Genomic DNA, 17904 nt, shown 5'->3' on the forward strand with positions numbered 1-17904 from the left:
GCTACATCACTTAATCACCTCATCGTATTGGGTGGTGTCGTCATCTTGCTGCTGTTCCATAGCCCCAAATATATCTTCTAAGGAAGTTTCATCAACCCATGCTCGACGCTCTTGGGTATAGTCGGCTGGGGCATCGTCGCCAATGATTAGAGGTTTGCCATCGCGCCAGATAACGGCATAGTGGCCCAGGCGGCGTTTGCGCTCTAGGGTATCGGCGGCAACTTGTCTTAGGGTCTCTAAGATTTTTTGAGTGTCGGGGGGAATGCGGGTCATTGTTCTGCCTCCTGGGTTAGCTGCTGGAATAGTTCAGGATTAAGGATTTCGCGGGTTTCCCCTTGCTGGATGAAGACGGGCTGGGGAGTGTCGCCGTTGTTCATAAAGCATTGGGTACGGTCAACGGCATGGCTGAACTCATGGAGCAGGTTTCGCAGGCTGCGGGGAAAGCGGCGTTCGATGTCTTCTAGGGGGATGTTGTGACCACCGTGGGCAACTCGCTCGGCAACTCGCAGTCTAGACAGTTCTACACTCGGCAGGGCCAGGTAAATGAGTTCTACTCGCCACCCTTCTGATCGTAATCGTCGGATGAGCCTGAGATAGCTGCGACCCGCCAGGGTGGTTTCAAAGGCAAAGTCTTGTCGGGCCTGGATGCGGTTTTCGATTTCTCGAAGAAAGATGCGGCTGGCGGCCAGTAGTTCGGCTTCTGGGGCTAGGGGCGACAGGCCAGCGGCGATCAGGTCAGCGTTGACGAAGTTACGGCAGTTGGCGGCAGTGGGCAAATAGGACAGGGCAAAGGTGGTTTTGCCTGCGCCGTTGGGGCCAGCGATAATCCAGCAGGTGGGGGGAGCAATGAACATACTGGCAGGATTCTAGAGTAGGGATTCAATTAACAATTGACAATTGACAATTGACAATTAATAATTATCAATTGTTAGCTTGCTTTGGTGGATTTGACGATCGCTGTGAGGAGCTTGAGGAGTTCGATACAGTCCTGGTTGATAGACTCGAAGCCTTTAATATCAATATAATCGGCCTGATGCAGCAATTCTAGCCAGTATTGGGTTTCGTTGGCTTCTTTGAGGGCGATCGCTAGTTTGTGAACAAAGTCAGCTCGACTCTCAGCATGTTCTGACTCTCGAACTAAAGCCCCAATCGCGGTGCCGCTGCGTAAAAGCTGTTTGGTTAGCACGTATTCACGTTTCTCTTGATTGAGATGCTGTGACAGTTTCACAATCCGCAACGCAAACGCAAATGATTTTTCCTTTGCAATATTTTTCCGCACCATTATCAATTGTCAATTATTAATTATCAATTCCCTCATCCAACAATCTCACTTTCCCCGTTAACAACTGTTGCATCATGCCTTGTTTGATGGCTTGGGTTTTGGTGCGGCGGGTTTCTAGGGCAGAGATCGCAGCATCCATGTCGGAGAGGACAGTTGCGATCGCACGTTGTTCTTCAAGCGGCGGCAAGCATAGTTGTAATCTTGCTAAATTCTTTGCCTGAATATGAACAACAGCATCTCCTTGGCCCATTCTTGCCTTCTGCCTAACAATCGACTCGTGATTCATGAGATATCCCAAAAACAATGAATCTTGATTTTGAGGGGAAAATATAACTATATCACCCCCTGCATAAGTCATCTTTTCATCGAGAAAGGCCACACATTTACCTATTTCTTCAGACGTTTCACCTGAACCAGTGAATAAGAGATCGCCCTTCTTTAAAGACTGACATTGACTAGCAACTTCTGGCGATATGAACGAATATATTTCTCGAATAAAATCATGATGTCTAGTATAAATTTCTCCGTACCTGATGCAGGGTAATCCATAATCTAAGACTTCATCTTTTCTGATTCCTGCTCCTTTTGAGAAGCTTCCCAGCTCACTAAGCTCAACACGAAGCCATTTTTCACCAAACCCCGGCAGGCGTTTCTTGCCGGTGAGGAGTTGCTGCATGGTGGCGGTTTTGAGGTGGCGTTGCTTGGCGATGAGCTTGTCTAGCGCGGCAATCAGGGCATCTACGTCGGATAGGGTAGTTGCGATCGCGCGTTGTTCTTCAGTAGATGGCATAGGAACCAACATTTGCCGCAACTTAGCGCCGCTGATTTTCGGCATGCTCCCCGTAGAACCTGCGGCAGCGCTTAGGAAAAAGCGTCTACCATTTGCGCTATTTGCATACTTCCAGAACCAGTGGGCAGTCAATCTATTGCTGAATCGCAACCGCATCATCAGGTCTGGATAGACGTATATACTAGGTGGCCCATTGAAAACAGCAGTCGTTCCAACAAGCTCATAGGTATTAGATCTCTGAATCAGAACGTCACCTGGCTGTAAGAATAGTTCTGATCCTTGATGTATGGTTTCATCTAAATGTTTTACAGTCTCATTATTGATAATTAAGTAGCCAGACGAAGTGGCTGTGAGTCGTAAGGTTGGAGTCCCTTTCGCGTCTTCTCCTACTTGACCTGAATAACCATTCTTTGGACCAGAAGTAATCAAGCGAGCTAACTCTACAACATCCCAATCCTCAGGAATCACCCCAACCTCAGTCTGCTTATAGCCCTTGGGTAATTGATAATTAATAGTTGATAATTGATAATTCGACACGTCCACATCTCCCCCTAATTGTTAATTATCAATTGTCAACTATCAATTGCATCTAAAAGTCGTTGCCAATCCTCATCCGTTGGCAACATGCCCTCATACTCCTCCGGCACCTGTGGGTATAGCTGATACGTCGCCACTCCAATCGGGTTTGCCTTCGACTTTAGGCTAAACTCCACCTCCAGCCGATCCTTCTCGGCACAGAGAATAATGCCGATCGCAGGGTTATCATCCGGGGCGCGTTCCTGATCATTCAGCACCTCCAGATAAAAATCCATCTTGCCCGCATACTCCGGACGAAAGCGTCCAGTTTTTAGCTCGATCGCCACCAAACACTTCAAAAAGCGATGATAAAACAGCAAATCGAGAAAATACTCGTTTTCCCCCAGAGTCAGCCGATACTGGCTGCCAATAAAGCAAAACCCATAGCCCAGCTCAATCATAAAATCCTTCAGGCGGGCAATCAGGCTGCGCTCCAGATCCCGCTCGTGGATAGCCTGGGTTAACCCCAAAAACTCCAGGCTATATTGGCTCTTAAGCGTTTCCTCCGCCTGCTCAGCCAGGTATTCTGGCAGCACCGCCGCAAAATTGTGGCTCTTGTCTTGCAGGCTCACCTCGTAGGCTCCTGCCTTGATTTGATTCAGCAGAACATTGCGCGTCCAGCCCAGACGAGCCGTGGCCTCCAGGTAATAGCGTCGGGCCGTCTCATCCTTAATCCGCTGCATAATCAGAATGTTGTGCCCCCAAGGAATTTCTCCAACAAGCTGTTGGAGATTTGGCATTTGCTGATACTCCGTGTAGAACTGGCGAATCAGCCACAGATTCTGGGGAGAAAAACCCCTCATTTCAGGAAACTCAGCTTTCAGGCCAGCCGACAGCCGTTCCACCACTGCCTTGCCCCAGCCCAACGCCGCCTGTCGCTCTACAATCAGTTGTCCCAACGACCAATACAGCCCAATCAAAGACCGATTAACCGCCCGTGCAGCCCCAATCCGGCTTTGCACCACCTGGCTTTTGATCGCCTGCAAAAAGTCCTGATAGGCTCTGTCTGAAGCTGGTTGAATGGTTCCCATAAATTGCCCTGTTTCCCTTCCCTCAATAGCTTCGTCGATTGGTCAGATGCCTTCTGACCAATCGAAACGTGAGGCCACAGCACTACCCCACCCTTATCTCAAAAATGTGCGACGTGTCGCACACATCAACCCCACCGCCCCCTTATTGTTCTATTCAGATCCTAGCCACCTTAATAATTAATAATTGACAATTATCAATTATTAATTCCACTCCGACCCCATCTTTTTCAGGTGCTTCGCCACCCGGCTCGTTAGCTTGCCGTCTTTGCCGTCTCAATCACATAACTTATCGCCTGCGGATTATCCACCCGCTTTGATGCCGATAGCACCTCCAGCCCCACCACATTACCCGCTGCGTCATAGTCGAAGATGATTCCCGACTCATCCTCATCGCTTTCCGCAATAGGCACCTCCTGAAACAGGATGCGCAGCACATCCACCGCTGGGTCGTACACGATTTTCATTCTGTTCTCCAATATTTCTGCACCTTGCTCGTGCGATATACCGTAATCACCACAGGCGGATCGATCTGCTCATCCACCACGACCCGAATTAAATAGACCCTTTCCACTTCCCCCTCCTCAACTGGCATCTGGATAGAGCGAGACTGGTAAATAGTGCGATTCTCTTGACCCGCTACCACTTGCTCTGGGCCGTTCAAGATGCTTTCTACAATCACACGATGGATATCACGCCGATCCATCTCCTGTAGGGCATGGTTCGAGAAGACATAGGAAGTCAATCCCATACCAACCCCATCTTCTTCAGGTGCTCCTCCACCCGGCTCGATAGCCCCTCCACCGTCTGCACCAGTTCCGGCAGCGGCTCCGCGTAGCGCTCCTCCAAATCCTTCACCCGGTTCGCCAACTGCTGCGTCACCCGCTCAATCTCCGCCGCCACGGCCCCCTTCAGCGTGGCCTGCCACTTGTCCTCCACCACCAGGGCTTTAATCTCCGCCTCGCTCAGCTTCGAGTACTGACCAAACACCGCTTTATCCAGCGCTTCGGTAGCGGCCTTCACCGCCTTCTTCATCGCCGCCTCCTGGTCAAACAGCTTTAGCACCTCTGTCAGCACCTCCCGTTCTTCGGCAGCGTTGGGGTCGCGCTTAACCTCTCTTAGCCGGGCGGTGGCGGTGGCCTTGGTCACCTTGCCCGCGTCGGTCTGGGCCTCAGCTAATACCCCCTCCTCGCCGCCGTGCTCCTCCATCAGCGATTCCAGCTCCTGGCTCATGCCATCCAGGTCAGCCTGGAGTTCATCAATGTGGGCCTGCTTGTCGGCAAAGTACCGCGCCACCACCAGCCCCGGCGGTATCAGGTCGGCCCTGTACTTCTGCTTACCGATGATCAGATCCGGCGTTTCCTTCAGCTTTTCGCCCTTGACTACCACCAGCTCCCGCAGGGTCTTGCCCGCCGCCCAGCCATCCTGCACCAGCACATAGACATCGTCTTGCAGAGTCTCCGCCCAGTAGTCCATCAAAATTTGGTAGATGTCGTAGCGGTCTAACAGATCGGCCTCAGTAAAGCGGTGCAGCAAATCCTCCGAGAGCGTCGTGATCAGCGCCTTAGGCTTGTCGCCAATCGCAATCCCCATCAGCGCCTCCCGGTGGGCCTCATACCAGGCCGTGTAGAGCGCCAAACTCCGCTCCGCAAAGGCCGTAAATTCTGGATGACTCTTAATTATCAATTGACAATTATCAATTATTAATTGCGAATACCCCTCTCGCTCCGGCGCAAACAGATCCGCCCTCAGCTTCGGAAACACCCGCCAGTAGGCCCCCAGGGCATCCAGATCCCCATTGGGAATGCCGCCCCTGAGGTGGGCCGCCAAGTCGTGGAGGTCTTCTGGCTCGCTGGCGTCGATGTAGCGGGGGATGTTGAGGTTGTAGTCATTTTTCTCGATCTCCGCCAGGGGCACCAGGCGGCTGTAGCGCCCTAGCTCACTCTGGTGGTTAAACACATCCACAATTTTGTGAATATCCTGGCTGCGCAGGCGGTTCTTGTTGCCGTCTTTCATCAAGCCCCGGCTGGCATCGACCATAAACAGGGCCGATCGCGCTGCCGCCCCCGCCTTATCCAGCACCAAAATGCAGGCCGGAATGCCGGTGCCGTAGAACAGGTTGGCGGGCAGACCGATGATGCCCTTGATGTAGCCCTGGCGCACCAGCGCCCGCCGAATCGTGGCCTCGGCATTACCGCGAAACAGCACCCCATGGGGCAAAATCACCGCCGCCTTGCCCGTACTGTTCAGCGACTTGAGGATGTGCAGCAAAAAGGCATAGTCGCCGTTTTTGTCCGGTGGTGCGCCGTATTCAAACCGCCCGTAGGGGTCTTCGGCCACATTCACCCCATTGCTCCACGACTTGTAGGAAAAGGGCGGATTTGCCACCGCAAAGTCAAAGGTCTTGAGGCTGCCGTCGTCGTTTTTCCAGTAGGGGTCTGAGAGGGTGTTGCCCCGCCAGATCTCGTGGCTGGGGTAGTTGTGCATAAACATATTCATCCGCGCCAAGGCCCAGGTGGAGTTATCCATCTCTTGGCCGTAGATGGTGAGGCCACGCGGGGCCACGTCCGCCACCTTCAGCAGCAGCGACCCTGAGCCGCAGGTGGGGTCATAGACGGTTTCATCCTGGCGGGTCTCGGCGGTGATGCCCACCACCTGGGCCAAAATCCGCGACACCTCGGCGGGGGTGTAGAACTGGCCCTTGCTCTTGCCCGACTCGGTGGCAAAGTGGCGCATCAGGTACTCGTAGGCATCGCCCAGCAAATCATCGCCCTCGGCCCGGTTGGCGCTCAGATCTAGCCCCGCAAAAATGCCCACCAGGTTCGAGAGGCGATCCACCATCTCTTTGCCCCGACCCAGCTTGTCTTCGTTGTTGAAGTCGGCCACGTCGATCACGCCCTTGAGGTCGTTCTCTTCCGCCAGGGCGCTGATGATTTTGTTAATGCGATCGCCGATCTCTTTATTGCCCTTCAGCGCCACCATGTCCTGAAACGAGCCGCCCTCGGGCACCACAATGTCGGCGTAGGGGTCGCCGCCATATTTGTCGGAGACGTACTTCATGAACAGCAGGGTCAGCACATAGTCTTTGTACTGGCTGGCATCCATGCCGCCGCGCAGTTCGTCGCAACTGGCCCACAGGGAGCTATAGAGAGCAGTTTTTTTAACGGCCATTCAGAGTCTTACGATGGGATAGGGCGAAGTCGAGTGAGGAAAAGCGGTGGAGAATGGGTTGCAGGTGAACGAAGCTGTAACCGCCCCATAACCCAGAATCTGGCTTGGATTGTCCACAGCCCCTAGTATCCCCTAGGGAAAGGGTATAAGAGACGATGGCAGCACAGCACCAGCCGATTTGGACGTTACCTGTTGAGGCGGTCTATGAATCGCTGACCACTACGCCCCAAGGTCTCTCTAGCCTAGAGGCGGCTCAGCGCCTAGCGCAATTTGGGGCCAATGAGCTGCCTACGCCGATCCGCCGCCCCCTGTGGCTAAAGTTTACCGATCAGCTCACTCACTTTATGGCGCTGCTGCTGTGGGTGGCGGGCAGCTTGGCCTTTGTGGCCCGCACTCCGGCCCTAGGCTGGGCCGTCTGGGCGGTGATTTTAATCAACGCCATCTTTAGCTTTTGGCAAGAGTTTCAGGCTGAGCGGGCACTGGCGGCGCTGAAGCAAGTACTGCCCATGCAGGTCAAGGGCTACCGCGATCGCACCCTCCAGCAACTGCCAGCGCGGGAGCTGGTGCGGGGCGACGTAATAGAGCTGGAGGAGGGCGATCGCATTTCTGCCGATGCCCGCCTCGTATCGGCGGAAAACTTTTCCGCCGATGTCTCGGTGCTCACCGGCGAATCGCTGCCCGTGGCCCGCAATGCGCATCCCGTGCGGCTGCGGCAGGCGGTGGCGATGCGGGCGGGCAAACCCTTGCCTCGCCCTGGCGAGCACCCCCTGCAAGAGGCGGTTAACCCAGCCGAAATTGCCAACCTGGTACTGGCGGGGGGTACCGTGGCGGCGGGTCGGGCGGTGGCCGTGGTCTATGCCACCGGAGCCCAGACCGAATTTGGCCAGGTGGCCCACCTCACCGCCGTGGTCAAACGAGAGCCCAGCACCCTCGAAATTCAGGTGGCGCGGATCGTGCGGATCATCACCGCGATCGCCATCACCATGGGCATTCTCGTGTTTTTGCTCAGCTACCTGCTGATCGGCATGGAGGTGACGGAGAGTTTCATTTTTGCGATCGGCATTATTGTCGCCAACGTGCCCGAGGGGCTGCTGCCCACAGTCACCCTGGCCCTGGCCCTGGGGGTGCAGCGCATGGCCAAGCAAAACGCCCTGGTACGGCGGCTGTCTGCGGTCGAAACCCTGAGCGCTACCTCGGTGATCTGCACCGACAAAACCGGCACCCTGACCAAAAACGAAATGACGGTGCGCTACCTCTGGGTGCCCTGGCAACCCGAGTCCGCCAGGGCCGAAGGCCATCCTCCGGTCGGCACCCCGGAGATTTCGTCCCCCCTGATCGAGGTGACGGGGGTGGGCTACGACCCCACCGCTGGCACCGTGCGCCTGCCTGCCAATCTCACCGCCGCATGGCAGGTGCGTCTGCTGCTTATTGGTGCCTGCCTATGCTCCAATGCCCGACTGGTGCACCCTTCCCCTAGCCGCTGGCAAGAGATTGGCGACCCCACCGAAGCGGCCTTGCTGGTGGCCGCCGCCAAGGGCGAACTCGACTTGGCCGCGCTGCAACACCAGTTTCCCCGCCTGCGAGAAGTGCCCTTCGACTCTCGTCGCCGCATGATGACCGTGGTGCTCGACTGGCGATCTGCCGACCTGTGGACCGATGCCCTGCCCCAGGTGGCGATCACCAAGGGTGCCCCCCTGGAGGTGCTGCGCCACTGCCAGTGGATTTTGCACGACGGTAGGGTGCAGGCTTTGACCAAGACCGAGGGAGATACTGTGATTGCCGCCAATGATGGGCTGGCCAGCCAAGGCTTTCGGGTGCTGGGGCTGGCGGCCCGACGGGGCGATCAGGCATTTTTGACCCTGCCTACCCAAGATCTAGAGCAAGAGCTGATTTTCATCGGGCTGGTGGCCATGTTTGACCCGCCCCGAGATGGCATCGCTGAGGCGATCGCCCAGTGCCATAGCGCTGGCATCAAAGTCACCATGGTAACCGGGGACTATGGGCTCACCGCCGAGGCGATCGCCCGCAAAATTGGACTGGTGGGCAACGGCACCAGTAACTCCCACGATCGGGTGCGGGTGGTGACGGGCGACGGCATGGGACACCTGTCTGATGCCCAACTGCGCCAGGTGTTGACCTATCGCTCATCGCTGGTGTTTGCCCGCATGTCACCTGAGCACAAGTTGCGCCTAGTGCAGACCTACAAAGCCATGGGCGAAATCGTCGCCGTGACGGGGGATGGCGTCAACGATGCCCCGGCCCTGCGTGCCGCCCACGTGGGCATTGCCATGGGCCAAAACGGCACCGATGTGGCCCGAGAAGCCGCCGATATTGTGCTCACTGACGACAACTTTGCCACTATTGTCAGTGCCATTGAGCAGGGGCGCGCCATCTATCAAAATATCCGCAAGTTCATGACCTATATTCTGGCCTCTAACACCCCAGAGATCACGCCCTTTTTGGCCATGGCGGTGTTCAAAATTCCGCCAGCGCTGACCATTTTGCAAATTCTGGCGGTGGACTTGGGCACCGACATGGTGCCCGCCCTGGCCCTAGGGGCAGAACCACCAGAAACCGGCCTGATGAGCCGCCCCCCCCGCCCTAAAAATGCTTTTCTGCTGGACCGATCCCTGCTGTTGAGGGCCTACGGGTTCCTCGGGGTCATAGAAGCCGTGCTGTCAATGCTGGGGTTTGCCGTGGTTTGGTGGAGCCATGGCTATGGTCTAGCTGACTTGCAAGCGGTGACACCCATGATTTTGGCCCGTACTGCTGACCCTGCGGTAACGGCGATCTATGGGCAGGCCACGACGATGGCCCTGGCGGCGATCGCCGCCTGCCAAATTGGTAACCTGTTTGCCTGCCGATCTGAATGGGTTTCGGCCTTTCGCCTCCAATGGTTTAATAACCGCCTGCTGTGGATTGGCATCGGGGTCGAAGGCATCACGCTCCTGGTTTTGATCTACGTCCCGTTGTTGAGGGATGTGTTTACCACCGCCCCCCTCACTCGCTGGCAGGGGTTGCTGTTGCTCACTTGCCCCCCGCTCGTGCTGGGGGCTGAAGAGCTGCGAAAAGCGGTGTTTCGCACGCCCAGAAACGGTTCGACTAGGCGATCGCAACCTGACGCTTTTACAACAAGCCCCGGTAGCGAATGAAAATCAAAATTGCGGCCCAGGAGCCTAGGGCTACCTTCACTGCCACCAATAGATTGAGCACGGGAATCCAACCGCCACTGACTAAGGTGCCGAGAGTCCCCAAGGGCAACGCCACCCCCAACAAGCTCAACCCGGCCACGGCCAGAAAGATCAATACCGATACCTTTTCAATCGCCGCCGCTCGCCACCGTTGATACCGAGCCTCCATCAAGGTTGAAGAGGACGTAATGGCCACCAGACCAATGGCTGTCCCCCCGGCCACCCCCGCCGCAAAGCCGCCGCCGGGACTCAGATGCCCCCGAATCGCCAGCTCAATACTGATCAGGGCTGCAATCGTAGCCCCTAACCGGGCCAGCACAATCGAGGGGTGATCCGTGAACTGGTAGATCACCGTTGAGGGTTGCTCATCCGCCAACAGAAACCGCACCCCCATGATCGCCAGGGTAAATACCACCACCTCAAAAATAGTGTCGTAGAGGCGATTGCGAAAGATAATCCCCGAAACCGCATTGGGGACCCCCGTGTCCTGTAGTACCCGCTCTACCACGGACAACTCGGCGGCTTCCCAGACGATACCGGGCAAAATCACCATCTTTAAATAGAAAGCAATTCCGGCTGCGACATAAATCCATTTCATTGACGGATTCATGGGGATGTTACCTCCATTGAGGGTGTTATTGCTGTAGCCCCCGCCGGATCAATCCAATCAAGTTGGGCCAATTCCGACGGCAGTGCCCCCAGGAGGTGATAAACGCGGCGACCCCGGACTTTCAAGACATAGGTGCTGTTGGCTTCTAGGGCGACTTCCCGGCAGAGCACATGGATATCTTTGGCCTGAAGGGCCGCTGCCAGCGCTTCTGAGGTGGGGTAGGGCACCAGTTCTAACCGCATGTGGAAGGGCCGAATCACATCCCTAATTCGGTTTAAGAGCTGGGACCACTGGGGGGAGGGCACCTCGGCTACTGGGGCTAAAATACCCAACCGCAGACTTAGGGAAGACCGCACTGCGATCGCATAGAGGGTAATGGACAGCATCGTGCCCACTAAGGCTTCCGTCAGAGCCACATCCGCCGCCCCCATCAGGGCATACACCAGGGCCGCCACCGCTCCCAGAATGCCCCGAATCACCAAAGCGTGGTAAGGATTGACTTGAGTCACAACCATCCCCGCTGTCAAAGGCAACAGCAGGGCAATGACTATCCCGTAACCGTCCATATTCGCCTCCGAGATCACCAGTCCCAAGGGGGAAGCTGCCATCATGGCCGTTACCATTGCCATGGGTGATCCTCCGGGGTAGCCTGTCCCAACCGCTGAGCCGGTTGATCAGGGTCATGGGTTGTGTTTTCGCTAGAGCAGTAGGCGAGCACATAGCCCAGCACCGTATTCCAAATCCCTAAAGAAATCAGGGCCAGTACCAGCAGCGGCCATTCCTGGGGAATTTTGAGCAACAGCCCCAATACAATGGCCATCGAGCCTAGGGTGTCCGACACCGATAAACTATGGAGTTTGTACAACACAGAGCGATGGCCCAATAGGGGCAGCGTGCCCCAGAACCAAAACACTACCCCTAGGAGCATCAGGGCATAGCTAAAACCATTCAACCAAGTTGGCGAATTAGACAGCATAGACGTAGGTAAGCAAGTCAGTAAAAAAGAAAGAAATTTCTAAAGTTGATTCAAGCGCTTCAAGACATGGGCTAAAAGCATCAGGGCAGCATTGCCAATGCTCAAAATCAGGACTCCCACTACCCCAATCATCCAGTCATTTTCCAAAACTGAAATCACGAGAATCATAATTGATGTTTTCGTGGCGATACTGGCAAAGGCCAACATCTTCTGCCAGATGTCTTCATCTTGCCAAGCCTCGTAGATGGGAATCATTAGGGCGACAATCAAGGCCCAGATAATGCCGTTCAACATCATGGAGTGATCTAAATTACCCATCATTACTCCCTTGAGAATATAGTCCGTCGCCGCCGGATATGGTGAACTTCATACCAGCCATTCTCGTGGTATTTGATCACAATAGTCTTGGGGGTAAAAGTAATCAGAAATACATCCAAAAAAATGAGACCAGGAGTGCGCAAAGGCTTGGCTTTCTCACAAAAACGCTCCTCATGGCGGTGGGGATACAGGATGATTTCAATGGCCTCCACAAACGCTTTTGGGATAGCCACTAGGGCATCTCGGAGGGTGTAGAGCCAGTCCTTAGCAGTCCCCGGAACAATACGGCAGCGGGGGATGAGCAGGGCGATCGCCACCCCAATGGCAATATTGGCCAGACTCAAATCCGCCGTCAGCAGAAACCAAATCACTAACCGCAGCACTAAATCCAGAATGCCAATCATGCCACCACTATCCAAAACAACCCGGTGAGGACTAAACTCATGACCCCAATTAAATGCTCTACCCGCTCCCAGGCACGGGGCAAAGACCCATGCCATCGCCCCACCCCCAGGCCATACAGGCCCCACCCTACGGCTAGGGTCAGCCCCGCTTTCCCCAAGGGGATGGGGTCGTAGCTGTCGGGATAGGCTATCCCCAACAGCAGCAAACTCCCCAGAAGTACCCCCAAGGCCGCCCATACAGTGGGCCTTAAAGGGTCAGAGACGGGGGCGGTCAGTTTCCAGGGTAGGAATATTAATTTCCCTAGTGCGATCGCAGTACCCACCGCCGCCAGACTCAGCCCCAGCTCTGCCCAGAGGGGTAATCCCTGCAAGGTCAGGGCCTTGGCGCTGTAGCCCACCAGTAGGGGGCAACCGGCAATGGACAACGCTGGCAGTGCGATCGCACCCCACCGCGCCCAAGGTAGAGGCTGCTGGGCTAGCTGCCCCAAGTCCCGGCTGGGTAAACTCCCCGCCAGGAGAAACAAAGCCGCCTTGGCCAGCCCATGGGCCAGGGCATAGAGCCCTGCTGCCCCCGGAGTGGCCAGGATAAACCCCACTTGGGAAACCGTACTGAAGGCCAAGAGCCGCTTGGTGTCCCGCTCAAACAGGGCATACCCCACCCCCAACAGCGCCGTGGCCACCCCAAATGCCATCAGGAAAGGGACCAGTCCTGGAAAAACCTGGGCACAGCGCACTAACGGAAAACTGCCAATAGTGATCACACTGCCGGAGAGGAGGGCAGAAACCGGAGCATCGGCTTCGCTGTGGGTCAGGGGTAACCACAGTCCGGAGACAAACACCCCCCCTTTGGTTAGGAACCCTAGGGTAATCAGGGCGATCGCCTCCGGCGGCGCATTGCCCAACCCCGCCACCCCAAAGGATTGATTTGCCTTGTATACCAACACTGCCCCAATCAGATAAAACAGCATGGCCGTATTGCTCACCAAGAGGTACCGCAACCCCACCCAAATCACCCCATTACTACGGGGATAGGTGATCAGCAAAAAGGTGGCAATACTAATCACCTCTAAAGCCACATACAAACTAATGAAGTCCGCACTGATAAAGACAGAATTGACACTGCCATGGAGAATGATCATCTGGGTGTAAAAAAAAGCTGATTTCTGCTTTTGCCAGCAGTACAGCACCACGGCCAGAGTGACTAGGGCGTTGGTCAAAATGAAAAAGCCACTAGTCGTATCAATCCCTAAAGTGACGCCAAAATTATCTACCAAAACCAGAGAAATAGGTTCCGCTTGAGCGATCGCTTGGATACCGTAAAGACTCGACAATAGGGCGATACTCAAGGTAGCCAAGCGGGCTAAAGGTGGCAAAAAGTAGATCGTAAATCCCATCCAAAATGGCAGGGCAATCCAGAGAATAATTGTCCAAGGAACTAGGGGTATCATAGCCAAGCAAGAAGATTAATGGTGCTCTAGGGTTTGTTCAATTTCCGACACCTCCAAGGTAGGAATATCCCGAGCAATTTTCATCACCCCAACGAGCATTAAGGCTTGGATAGAAAAGCCAATAACGATCGCTGTCAAAATCACCGCTTGGGGGACTGGATCAGCAAAATTGACATCAGCAGGATCAGTGAGAATAGGGGTAAATCGTCCCGGTTGTGTTGCGACTAAAACATAGTAAGCCACCACCCCTGTACTCATCACATCCATGGAAATAATTTTCATCATCAAATTTTTCTTTTGAATGATACCGAAAAATCCCACTAATACCGCAGCTAAAACACAGGCTTCTAAGGGCGATAAACTAATCATCACTATTCTCCATCATGTAGGTAGGCTGAATCATCAAGTCGGTAGGGTGGACGCAAAATGCACACACAAATCTATTTCATGGGTAGGGAAAAAAGGATTTTCACCCTTTCCAGAACTACGCACAATTGGTCAGACATCATGTGGGTCAGTGGATGCCAGTAAAGTGAGTTGTCGTGGTAAGTAGTTGGATACAAATAAACAATGACGGCTGAGCTTAATCCCTCACCTGTAGAACCTCAACTACTCCAGCGGTTTCTTCCTCGGCAGCCTCTGTAGGTTGATCTTTCAAAACCCCCTGTAATAGGGGCGGGGCGAGGAAAGTGGTCAGGATCACCATGACAATAATGGCGGCTTCCAAGGGCTTATCCAGCACCCCACTGGCAGAACCAATCCCGGCAAAAACTAATCCCACTTCTCCTCGGGGTACCATGCCAACGCCAATGGCGAGCCGATTGACCCCTGGCTTACCAAAGACCGCCCACCCAGTTACCACCTTGCCCAAAATAGCCACCAGGATTAAAAAGCTGGCGATAATCAAACCAGCCCGATTTTCCGCCACAGTGGGATTCAACACCCCTAGATTCGCTTTGGCTCCTACCGAGACAAAGAAGATGGGCACTAGAAAATCGGCAATGGGCATCACCTGCTGGTCTAACTCTTTCCGCTTATCGGTTTCATCCAACACCAGCCCTGCGGCAAAGGCTCCCAAAATCGCCTCTAGGTGAATCACGCTAGCCAGGATAGCCATGACCAGAGCAAAAGCAAAAGCGGGAATTAGAAGGGCACCCCGAGTTTGCAACTTGTCAGCGATCGCCATGAAACTCTGGTTAAAAAATTTCCCCAGTAAAATGGAACCCAACAAAAAGGTGGTAGCACTGATAATCAGATAAACCACGCTAAGCAGATCCACCTGCCCGGTCTTAGCCAAACTAGCCACTACCGCCAGCACAATAATCCCCAGCACATCATCAATGACTGCCGCCCCGACAATAATTTGTCCCTCTATGGACTTCAGGTGACCCAGTTCCGAAAGCACCTTGGAGGTAATACCAATGCTGGTGGCCGTCAACGCCGCCCCCGCAAAGATAGCCGGAATCACAGGGGCATGGAATAGAGCAACCAGACCCACTGTCCCCAGGGCAAAGGGCACGACGACCCCCACCACTGCCACCGCCGCCGCCTGGGAGCCCACCCGCCGCAGTTCCCGCAGGTCAGACTCCAGGCCAATCTCAAACAGGAGCACGATTACCCCTAGCTCTGCTAAAACCGAGATCACCTCACTCTGGCCCGCAAACACCTGGGTCAGGGTTTCACCATCCACTTGGGCTAACCGGCCTAAGGCCACCATCACCAGAGAATCTGCCGCTGTCGCCCCCGTTGCTGGAAACATGAGTAAATGCAAGGCTGATACCCCCACAATTACTCCACCCACCAATTCCCCCAGCACGGGTGGTAGGTTTACCCGCTTCGAAAGCTCCCCACCGAGCTTACTCGTTACATAGATCACCACCAGGGTCATCAGCACCCCAGTCAAAACCAACGGGCTCTGCTGCTCTGTCTCTGGAACCGTTGCCAACAGGTCGGGGAACCCAATCCCACTGGCCCAGTCCCCCAGTACTCCGCTCAATATCATTGTCTACGCTCCTAATAGAGGGGATGGGGTCACTGCCGCTACGGCATCCTTGAGCGCTTCAGCCCGCACTGCATAGCATTGGTGGGGCGGCACAAAATCGAATACCTTCAGTTTTTCCAGGCGACGCTGGGTTTGCCCCGTTGCCCCCACCAAATAGACCAAGCGCTGCTTTTCTACCGCCTCCTTAATGGCATTTTCCAAGGCCAAGGAAGCGGTGACCCCCAAGTGGGGTACTTCCCCTAGATCAAAGACAATGGCTTGGCAGTCCCCAATAGCGTTGTGTTCGCGGGAGATGGCCTTGGCCACACCAAAAATCATTGGGCCACTGAGTTGAAACAACAGCACTCGTCCCTGGCCTTGATCCAACCAGTGCTTTTCATCAGGGTCTAAACGAATGGCATCGTCGGCATCGCTAATGGCCTTAACAGATTGGGATTGCAGGGCACTCATGCGATCGATGGTGAGAATATTGGCAATGAACACCCCAATGCCCACAGCCGCAATCAAATCCACCAATACCGTCAGGGCAATCACCCCGTACATGATCAGCGCCCCTTTGATCGACACCTGATGGGCACGCTTCAGGAAGCTCCAGTCGATGATGTCTACCCCCACTTTGAATGCAATTCCCGCCAACACCGCCAGGGGAATCACCGAAGCGACACTGGCCGCTCCTAGGACAAACACCAACAGAATCAAGGCCCGCGTTAACCCAGACAGGGCGGTGCGACCCCCACTTTGAATATTGACCACGGTGCCCATGGTGGCCCCAGCCCCGGCAATACCGCCAAAGAGACCGGACATGAGGTTACCAATGCCCTGACCAATGAGCTCCTTATTGGAATTGTGTTCCGTGCGGGTGAGGCTGTCGGCAATCACGGAGGTCAACAGGGCATCAATACAGCCCAACATCCCCAGCACGATGCCATTCACCAGCATCAAGCGCCACTGCTCACCATTAAAGATGGGCATTTGCAACTCCGGTACCCCCATGGGGATGGCCCCAATGCGGCGGATATCTATCTCCGGAAAGAGAGCCAGGGAGAGCAGGGTACCCACAATCAGCGCCACCAATTGGGGCGGTACGATGCGCTTGAACTTGCGGGGCATAAACCAGATGATGCCTACCGCCAAGGCTGCCAGGAGGGTCTCAACTGGTTGGATTCCCCCCAGCAGATCGGGAATGGCCCGCAGGGTACCCACGACCCCACCGGAGGGGCTGGCTTGGCCCAGGAAGGGGGCTAATTGCAGAATCACCAGAATGATGCCGATGCCGGACATAAAACCGGAAATCACCGTATAGGGCATCATCGTGATGTATTTGCCTAGGCGCAAGGCTCCAAAGAGAATCTGGAAAACCCCGGCCAGCATCACGACCGTGAAGGCCATTTGCAAACCATTTTCGGGATCGACTGCCGTCAGGTTGGCAATGACGGCGGTCATGACAACGGTCATGGGACCGGTAGGCTCGGAAATCAGGGTGGGGGTGCCCCCAAATAGGGCAGCGAAGAACCCCACCATCACGGCCCCCCAGAGACCCGCAGGGGCACCAGCGCCACTGGCGACCCCAAAGGCCAGGGCCATGGGGAGGGCTACTACGGCGGCTGTGGCCCCGCCAAACAGATCGCCCCGGACATTGCGAAAGTTAATACGGTTGGTTATCTGCATTGACTCGGCTTCCCGTCAATCATTAATGGACTGAACACTAGAAGAGGGCGAGGGTTTGCCCTAAGCACAGTCACAGGGATGAGGGTCATAAAGTGTGGCTGCATAAACGGACTTGATATTCGGCCCGATCACATTGATAGACTTAAGACTATCGATGTCGGCTCATCTATTTGCTTTAGTCTAGTAGTTACTTAAATCTATGTAAACCGCAAATCCCATAGATATTTCTCATGTCCTTAAAAGATGGCATTATCATTCGCGGGGGTTCAAGCCCAAGCTTGTGAGTCCAGGCTCATGATCCGCTGCCGGAGCTGGGCAATCTCTTGATCCCGCTGCTGAAGCTGTCCAGCCTGGGCCGCGCCCACCTGCTGAAATTTTTGAAAAATGGGCTGTTGGGTCGCCTGACGTTGGGTGCATCTCACTTTTGCAGCCCCTCACCC

Annotated in this window: 19 protein-coding genes; 1 reads left to right on the plus strand and 18 read right to left on the minus strand. The window is 54.9% G+C overall.

Annotation, left to right across the window (positions count from 1 at the left end; all coding sequences use genetic code 11):
- Positions 1-6 precede the first annotated feature (6 nt).
- The 8 genes from LEP6406_RS0215950 to LEP6406_RS0215985 all read right to left on the minus strand — a co-directional run bounded on the left by LEP6406_RS0215950 (position 7) and on the right by LEP6406_RS0215985 (position 6847).
- A complete protein-coding gene (locus LEP6406_RS0215950; RefSeq protein ID WP_008317590.1) occupies positions 7-273 on the minus strand; it encodes a hypothetical protein in 267 nt (88 codons plus the stop codon).
- Positions 270-854 carry an ATPase gene (locus LEP6406_RS0215955; RefSeq protein WP_008317591.1) on the minus strand — a complete coding sequence of 195 codons (585 nt, stop codon included), beginning with the start codon at positions 852-854 and terminating at the stop codon, positions 270-272. The genes LEP6406_RS0215950 and LEP6406_RS0215955 overlap by 4 nt, the downstream gene beginning before the upstream one ends.
- A gap of 74 nt (positions 855-928) precedes the next feature.
- Positions 929-1282 carry a four helix bundle protein gene (locus tag LEP6406_RS0215960; protein ID WP_008317592.1) on the minus strand — a complete coding sequence of 118 codons (354 nt, stop codon included), beginning with the start codon at positions 1280-1282 and terminating at the stop codon, positions 929-931.
- A 16-nt stretch (positions 1283-1298) separates the two neighbouring features.
- Positions 1299-2609, minus strand: a complete 1311-nt coding sequence (locus tag LEP6406_RS30435; RefSeq protein ID WP_008317593.1) for a restriction endonuclease subunit S — start codon at positions 2607-2609, stop codon at positions 1299-1301.
- Positions 2610-2644: 35 nt separating this feature from the next.
- Positions 2645-3679, minus strand: a complete 1035-nt coding sequence (locus LEP6406_RS0215970; RefSeq protein ID WP_008317595.1) for a PDDEXK nuclease domain-containing protein — start codon at positions 3677-3679, stop codon at positions 2645-2647.
- A 251-nt stretch (positions 3680-3930) separates the two neighbouring features.
- Positions 3931-4143 (minus strand): DUF2283 domain-containing protein, encoded by a 213-nt coding sequence (locus LEP6406_RS0215975; RefSeq protein ID WP_008317597.1) that lies wholly within the window; start codon positions 4141-4143, stop codon positions 3931-3933.
- Positions 4140-4427, minus strand: coding sequence for a DUF4258 domain-containing protein (locus LEP6406_RS0215980; RefSeq protein WP_008317599.1), 288 nt, complete (start codon positions 4425-4427; stop codon positions 4140-4142). Before LEP6406_RS0215980 ends, LEP6406_RS0215975 begins: the two co-directional genes overlap by 4 nt.
- The gene (locus tag LEP6406_RS0215985; protein WP_008317601.1) at positions 4418-6847 is read right to left on the minus strand and encodes a type I restriction-modification system subunit M; all 2430 of its coding nucleotides are present in this window, start codon (positions 6845-6847) and stop codon (positions 4418-4420) included. The genes LEP6406_RS0215980 and LEP6406_RS0215985 overlap by 10 nt, the downstream gene beginning before the upstream one ends.
- 155 nt (positions 6848-7002) lie before the next feature.
- Between LEP6406_RS0215985 and LEP6406_RS0215990 the strand changes: the two genes are divergently transcribed.
- Positions 7003-9999, plus strand: a complete 2997-nt coding sequence (locus tag LEP6406_RS0215990) for a cation-translocating P-type ATPase (protein ID WP_008317603.1) — start codon at positions 7003-7005, stop codon at positions 9997-9999.
- Here the strand turns inward: LEP6406_RS0215990 and LEP6406_RS0215995 are convergent.
- From LEP6406_RS0215995 to LEP6406_RS32955, 10 genes are all read right to left on the minus strand, one after another.
- Positions 9974-10636 (minus strand): Na(+)/H(+) antiporter subunit B, encoded by a 663-nt coding sequence (locus LEP6406_RS0215995; RefSeq protein WP_027269187.1) that lies wholly within the window; start codon positions 10634-10636, stop codon positions 9974-9976. The genes LEP6406_RS0215990 and LEP6406_RS0215995 overlap by 26 nt on opposite strands.
- 8 nt (positions 10637-10644) lie before the next feature.
- Complete coding sequence (locus LEP6406_RS0216000; RefSeq protein WP_008317607.1) at positions 10645-11277, minus strand: DUF4040 domain-containing protein; 633 nt, start codon at positions 11275-11277, stop codon at positions 10645-10647.
- Entirely contained in the window at positions 11265-11624 is a 360-nt protein-coding gene (locus LEP6406_RS28440) for a monovalent cation/H(+) antiporter subunit G (protein WP_008317609.1), read from the minus strand. Before LEP6406_RS28440 ends, LEP6406_RS0216000 begins: the two co-directional genes overlap by 13 nt.
- A gap of 39 nt (positions 11625-11663) precedes the next feature.
- Positions 11664-11942 carry a hypothetical protein gene (locus tag LEP6406_RS0216010; protein ID WP_008317611.1) on the minus strand — a complete coding sequence of 93 codons (279 nt, stop codon included), beginning with the start codon at positions 11940-11942 and terminating at the stop codon, positions 11664-11666.
- Between the two features lie 2 nt (positions 11943-11944).
- Positions 11945-12346 carry a Na+/H+ antiporter subunit E gene (locus LEP6406_RS0216015; protein ID WP_008317614.1) on the minus strand — a complete coding sequence of 134 codons (402 nt, stop codon included), beginning with the start codon at positions 12344-12346 and terminating at the stop codon, positions 11945-11947.
- Positions 12343-13794 carry a cation:proton antiporter gene (locus tag LEP6406_RS0216020; protein ID WP_008317616.1) on the minus strand — a complete coding sequence of 484 codons (1452 nt, stop codon included), beginning with the start codon at positions 13792-13794 and terminating at the stop codon, positions 12343-12345. Before LEP6406_RS0216020 ends, LEP6406_RS0216015 begins: the two co-directional genes overlap by 4 nt.
- Before the next feature lie 15 nt (positions 13795-13809).
- Complete coding sequence (locus LEP6406_RS0216025) at positions 13810-14163, minus strand: cation:proton antiporter subunit C (protein ID WP_008317618.1); 354 nt, start codon at positions 14161-14163, stop codon at positions 13810-13812.
- A gap of 214 nt (positions 14164-14377) precedes the next feature.
- Positions 14378-15796: a cation:proton antiporter gene (locus LEP6406_RS0216030; RefSeq protein ID WP_008317621.1), complete on the minus strand. Its 1419-nt coding sequence runs from the start codon at positions 15794-15796 to the stop codon at positions 14378-14380.
- 3 nt (positions 15797-15799) lie between these two features.
- A complete protein-coding gene (locus LEP6406_RS0216035) occupies positions 15800-17464 on the minus strand; it encodes a bicarbonate transporter BicA (RefSeq protein ID WP_008317624.1) in 1665 nt (554 codons plus the stop codon).
- Between the two features lie 266 nt (positions 17465-17730).
- A complete protein-coding gene (locus tag LEP6406_RS32955; RefSeq protein WP_155834704.1) occupies positions 17731-17886 on the minus strand; it encodes a hypothetical protein in 156 nt (51 codons plus the stop codon).
- Positions 17887-17904 lie beyond the last annotated feature (18 nt).

Origin of the sequence: Leptolyngbya sp. PCC 6406 (genome assembly GCF_000332095.2) — a bacterium.
Lineage (GTDB): Bacteria > Cyanobacteriota > Cyanobacteriia > Phormidesmidales > Phormidesmidaceae > PCC-6406.

What these genes read in the sequence shown, in the direction of transcription:
- LEP6406_RS0215970 (WP_008317595.1), bottom strand. Translation starts at nt 3,679, where the DNA reads ATGGGAACCATTCAACCAGCTTCAGACAGAGCCTATCAGGACTTTTTG.
- LEP6406_RS0216030 (WP_008317621.1), bottom strand. Translation starts at nt 15,796, where the DNA reads ATGATATTGAGCGGAGTACTGGGGGACTGGGCCAGTGGGATTGGGTTC.
- LEP6406_RS0216025 (WP_008317618.1), bottom strand. Translation starts at nt 14,163, where the DNA reads ATGATTAGTTTATCGCCCTTAGAAGCCTGTGTTTTAGCTGCGGTATTA.
- LEP6406_RS0215980 (WP_008317599.1), bottom strand. Translation starts at nt 4,427, where the DNA reads ATGGGATTGACTTCCTATGTCTTCTCGAACCATGCCCTACAGGAGATG.
- LEP6406_RS0216020 (WP_008317616.1), bottom strand. Translation starts at nt 13,794, where the DNA reads ATGATACCCCTAGTTCCTTGGACAATTATTCTCTGGATTGCCCTGCCA.
- LEP6406_RS28440 (WP_008317609.1), bottom strand. Translation starts at nt 11,624, where the DNA reads ATGCTGTCTAATTCGCCAACTTGGTTGAATGGTTTTAGCTATGCCCTG.
- LEP6406_RS0215950 (WP_008317590.1), bottom strand. Translation starts at nt 273, where the DNA reads ATGACCCGCATTCCCCCCGACACTCAAAAAATCTTAGAGACCCTAAGA.
- LEP6406_RS0215955 (WP_008317591.1), bottom strand. Translation starts at nt 854, where the DNA reads ATGTTCATTGCTCCCCCCACCTGCTGGATTATCGCTGGCCCCAACGGC.
- LEP6406_RS0216010 (WP_008317611.1), bottom strand. Translation starts at nt 11,942, where the DNA reads ATGGGTAATTTAGATCACTCCATGATGTTGAACGGCATTATCTGGGCC.
- LEP6406_RS0215985 (WP_008317601.1), bottom strand. Translation starts at nt 6,847, where the DNA reads ATGGCCGTTAAAAAAACTGCTCTCTATAGCTCCCTGTGGGCCAGTTGC.
- LEP6406_RS0215975 (WP_008317597.1), bottom strand. Translation starts at nt 4,143, where the DNA reads ATGAAAATCGTGTACGACCCAGCGGTGGATGTGCTGCGCATCCTGTTT.
- LEP6406_RS0216035 (WP_008317624.1), bottom strand. Translation starts at nt 17,464, where the DNA reads ATGCAGATAACCAACCGTATTAACTTTCGCAATGTCCGGGGCGATCTG.
- LEP6406_RS0215960 (WP_008317592.1), bottom strand. Translation starts at nt 1,282, where the DNA reads ATGGTGCGGAAAAATATTGCAAAGGAAAAATCATTTGCGTTTGCGTTG.
- LEP6406_RS0215995 (WP_027269187.1), bottom strand. Translation starts at nt 10,636, where the DNA reads ATGAAATGGATTTATGTCGCAGCCGGAATTGCTTTCTATTTAAAGATG.
- LEP6406_RS0216015 (WP_008317614.1), bottom strand. Translation starts at nt 12,346, where the DNA reads ATGATTGGCATTCTGGATTTAGTGCTGCGGTTAGTGATTTGGTTTCTG.
- LEP6406_RS0216000 (WP_008317607.1), bottom strand. Translation starts at nt 11,277, where the DNA reads ATGGCAATGGTAACGGCCATGATGGCAGCTTCCCCCTTGGGACTGGTG.
- LEP6406_RS0215990 (WP_008317603.1), top strand. Translation starts at nt 7,003, where the DNA reads ATGGCAGCACAGCACCAGCCGATTTGGACGTTACCTGTTGAGGCGGTC.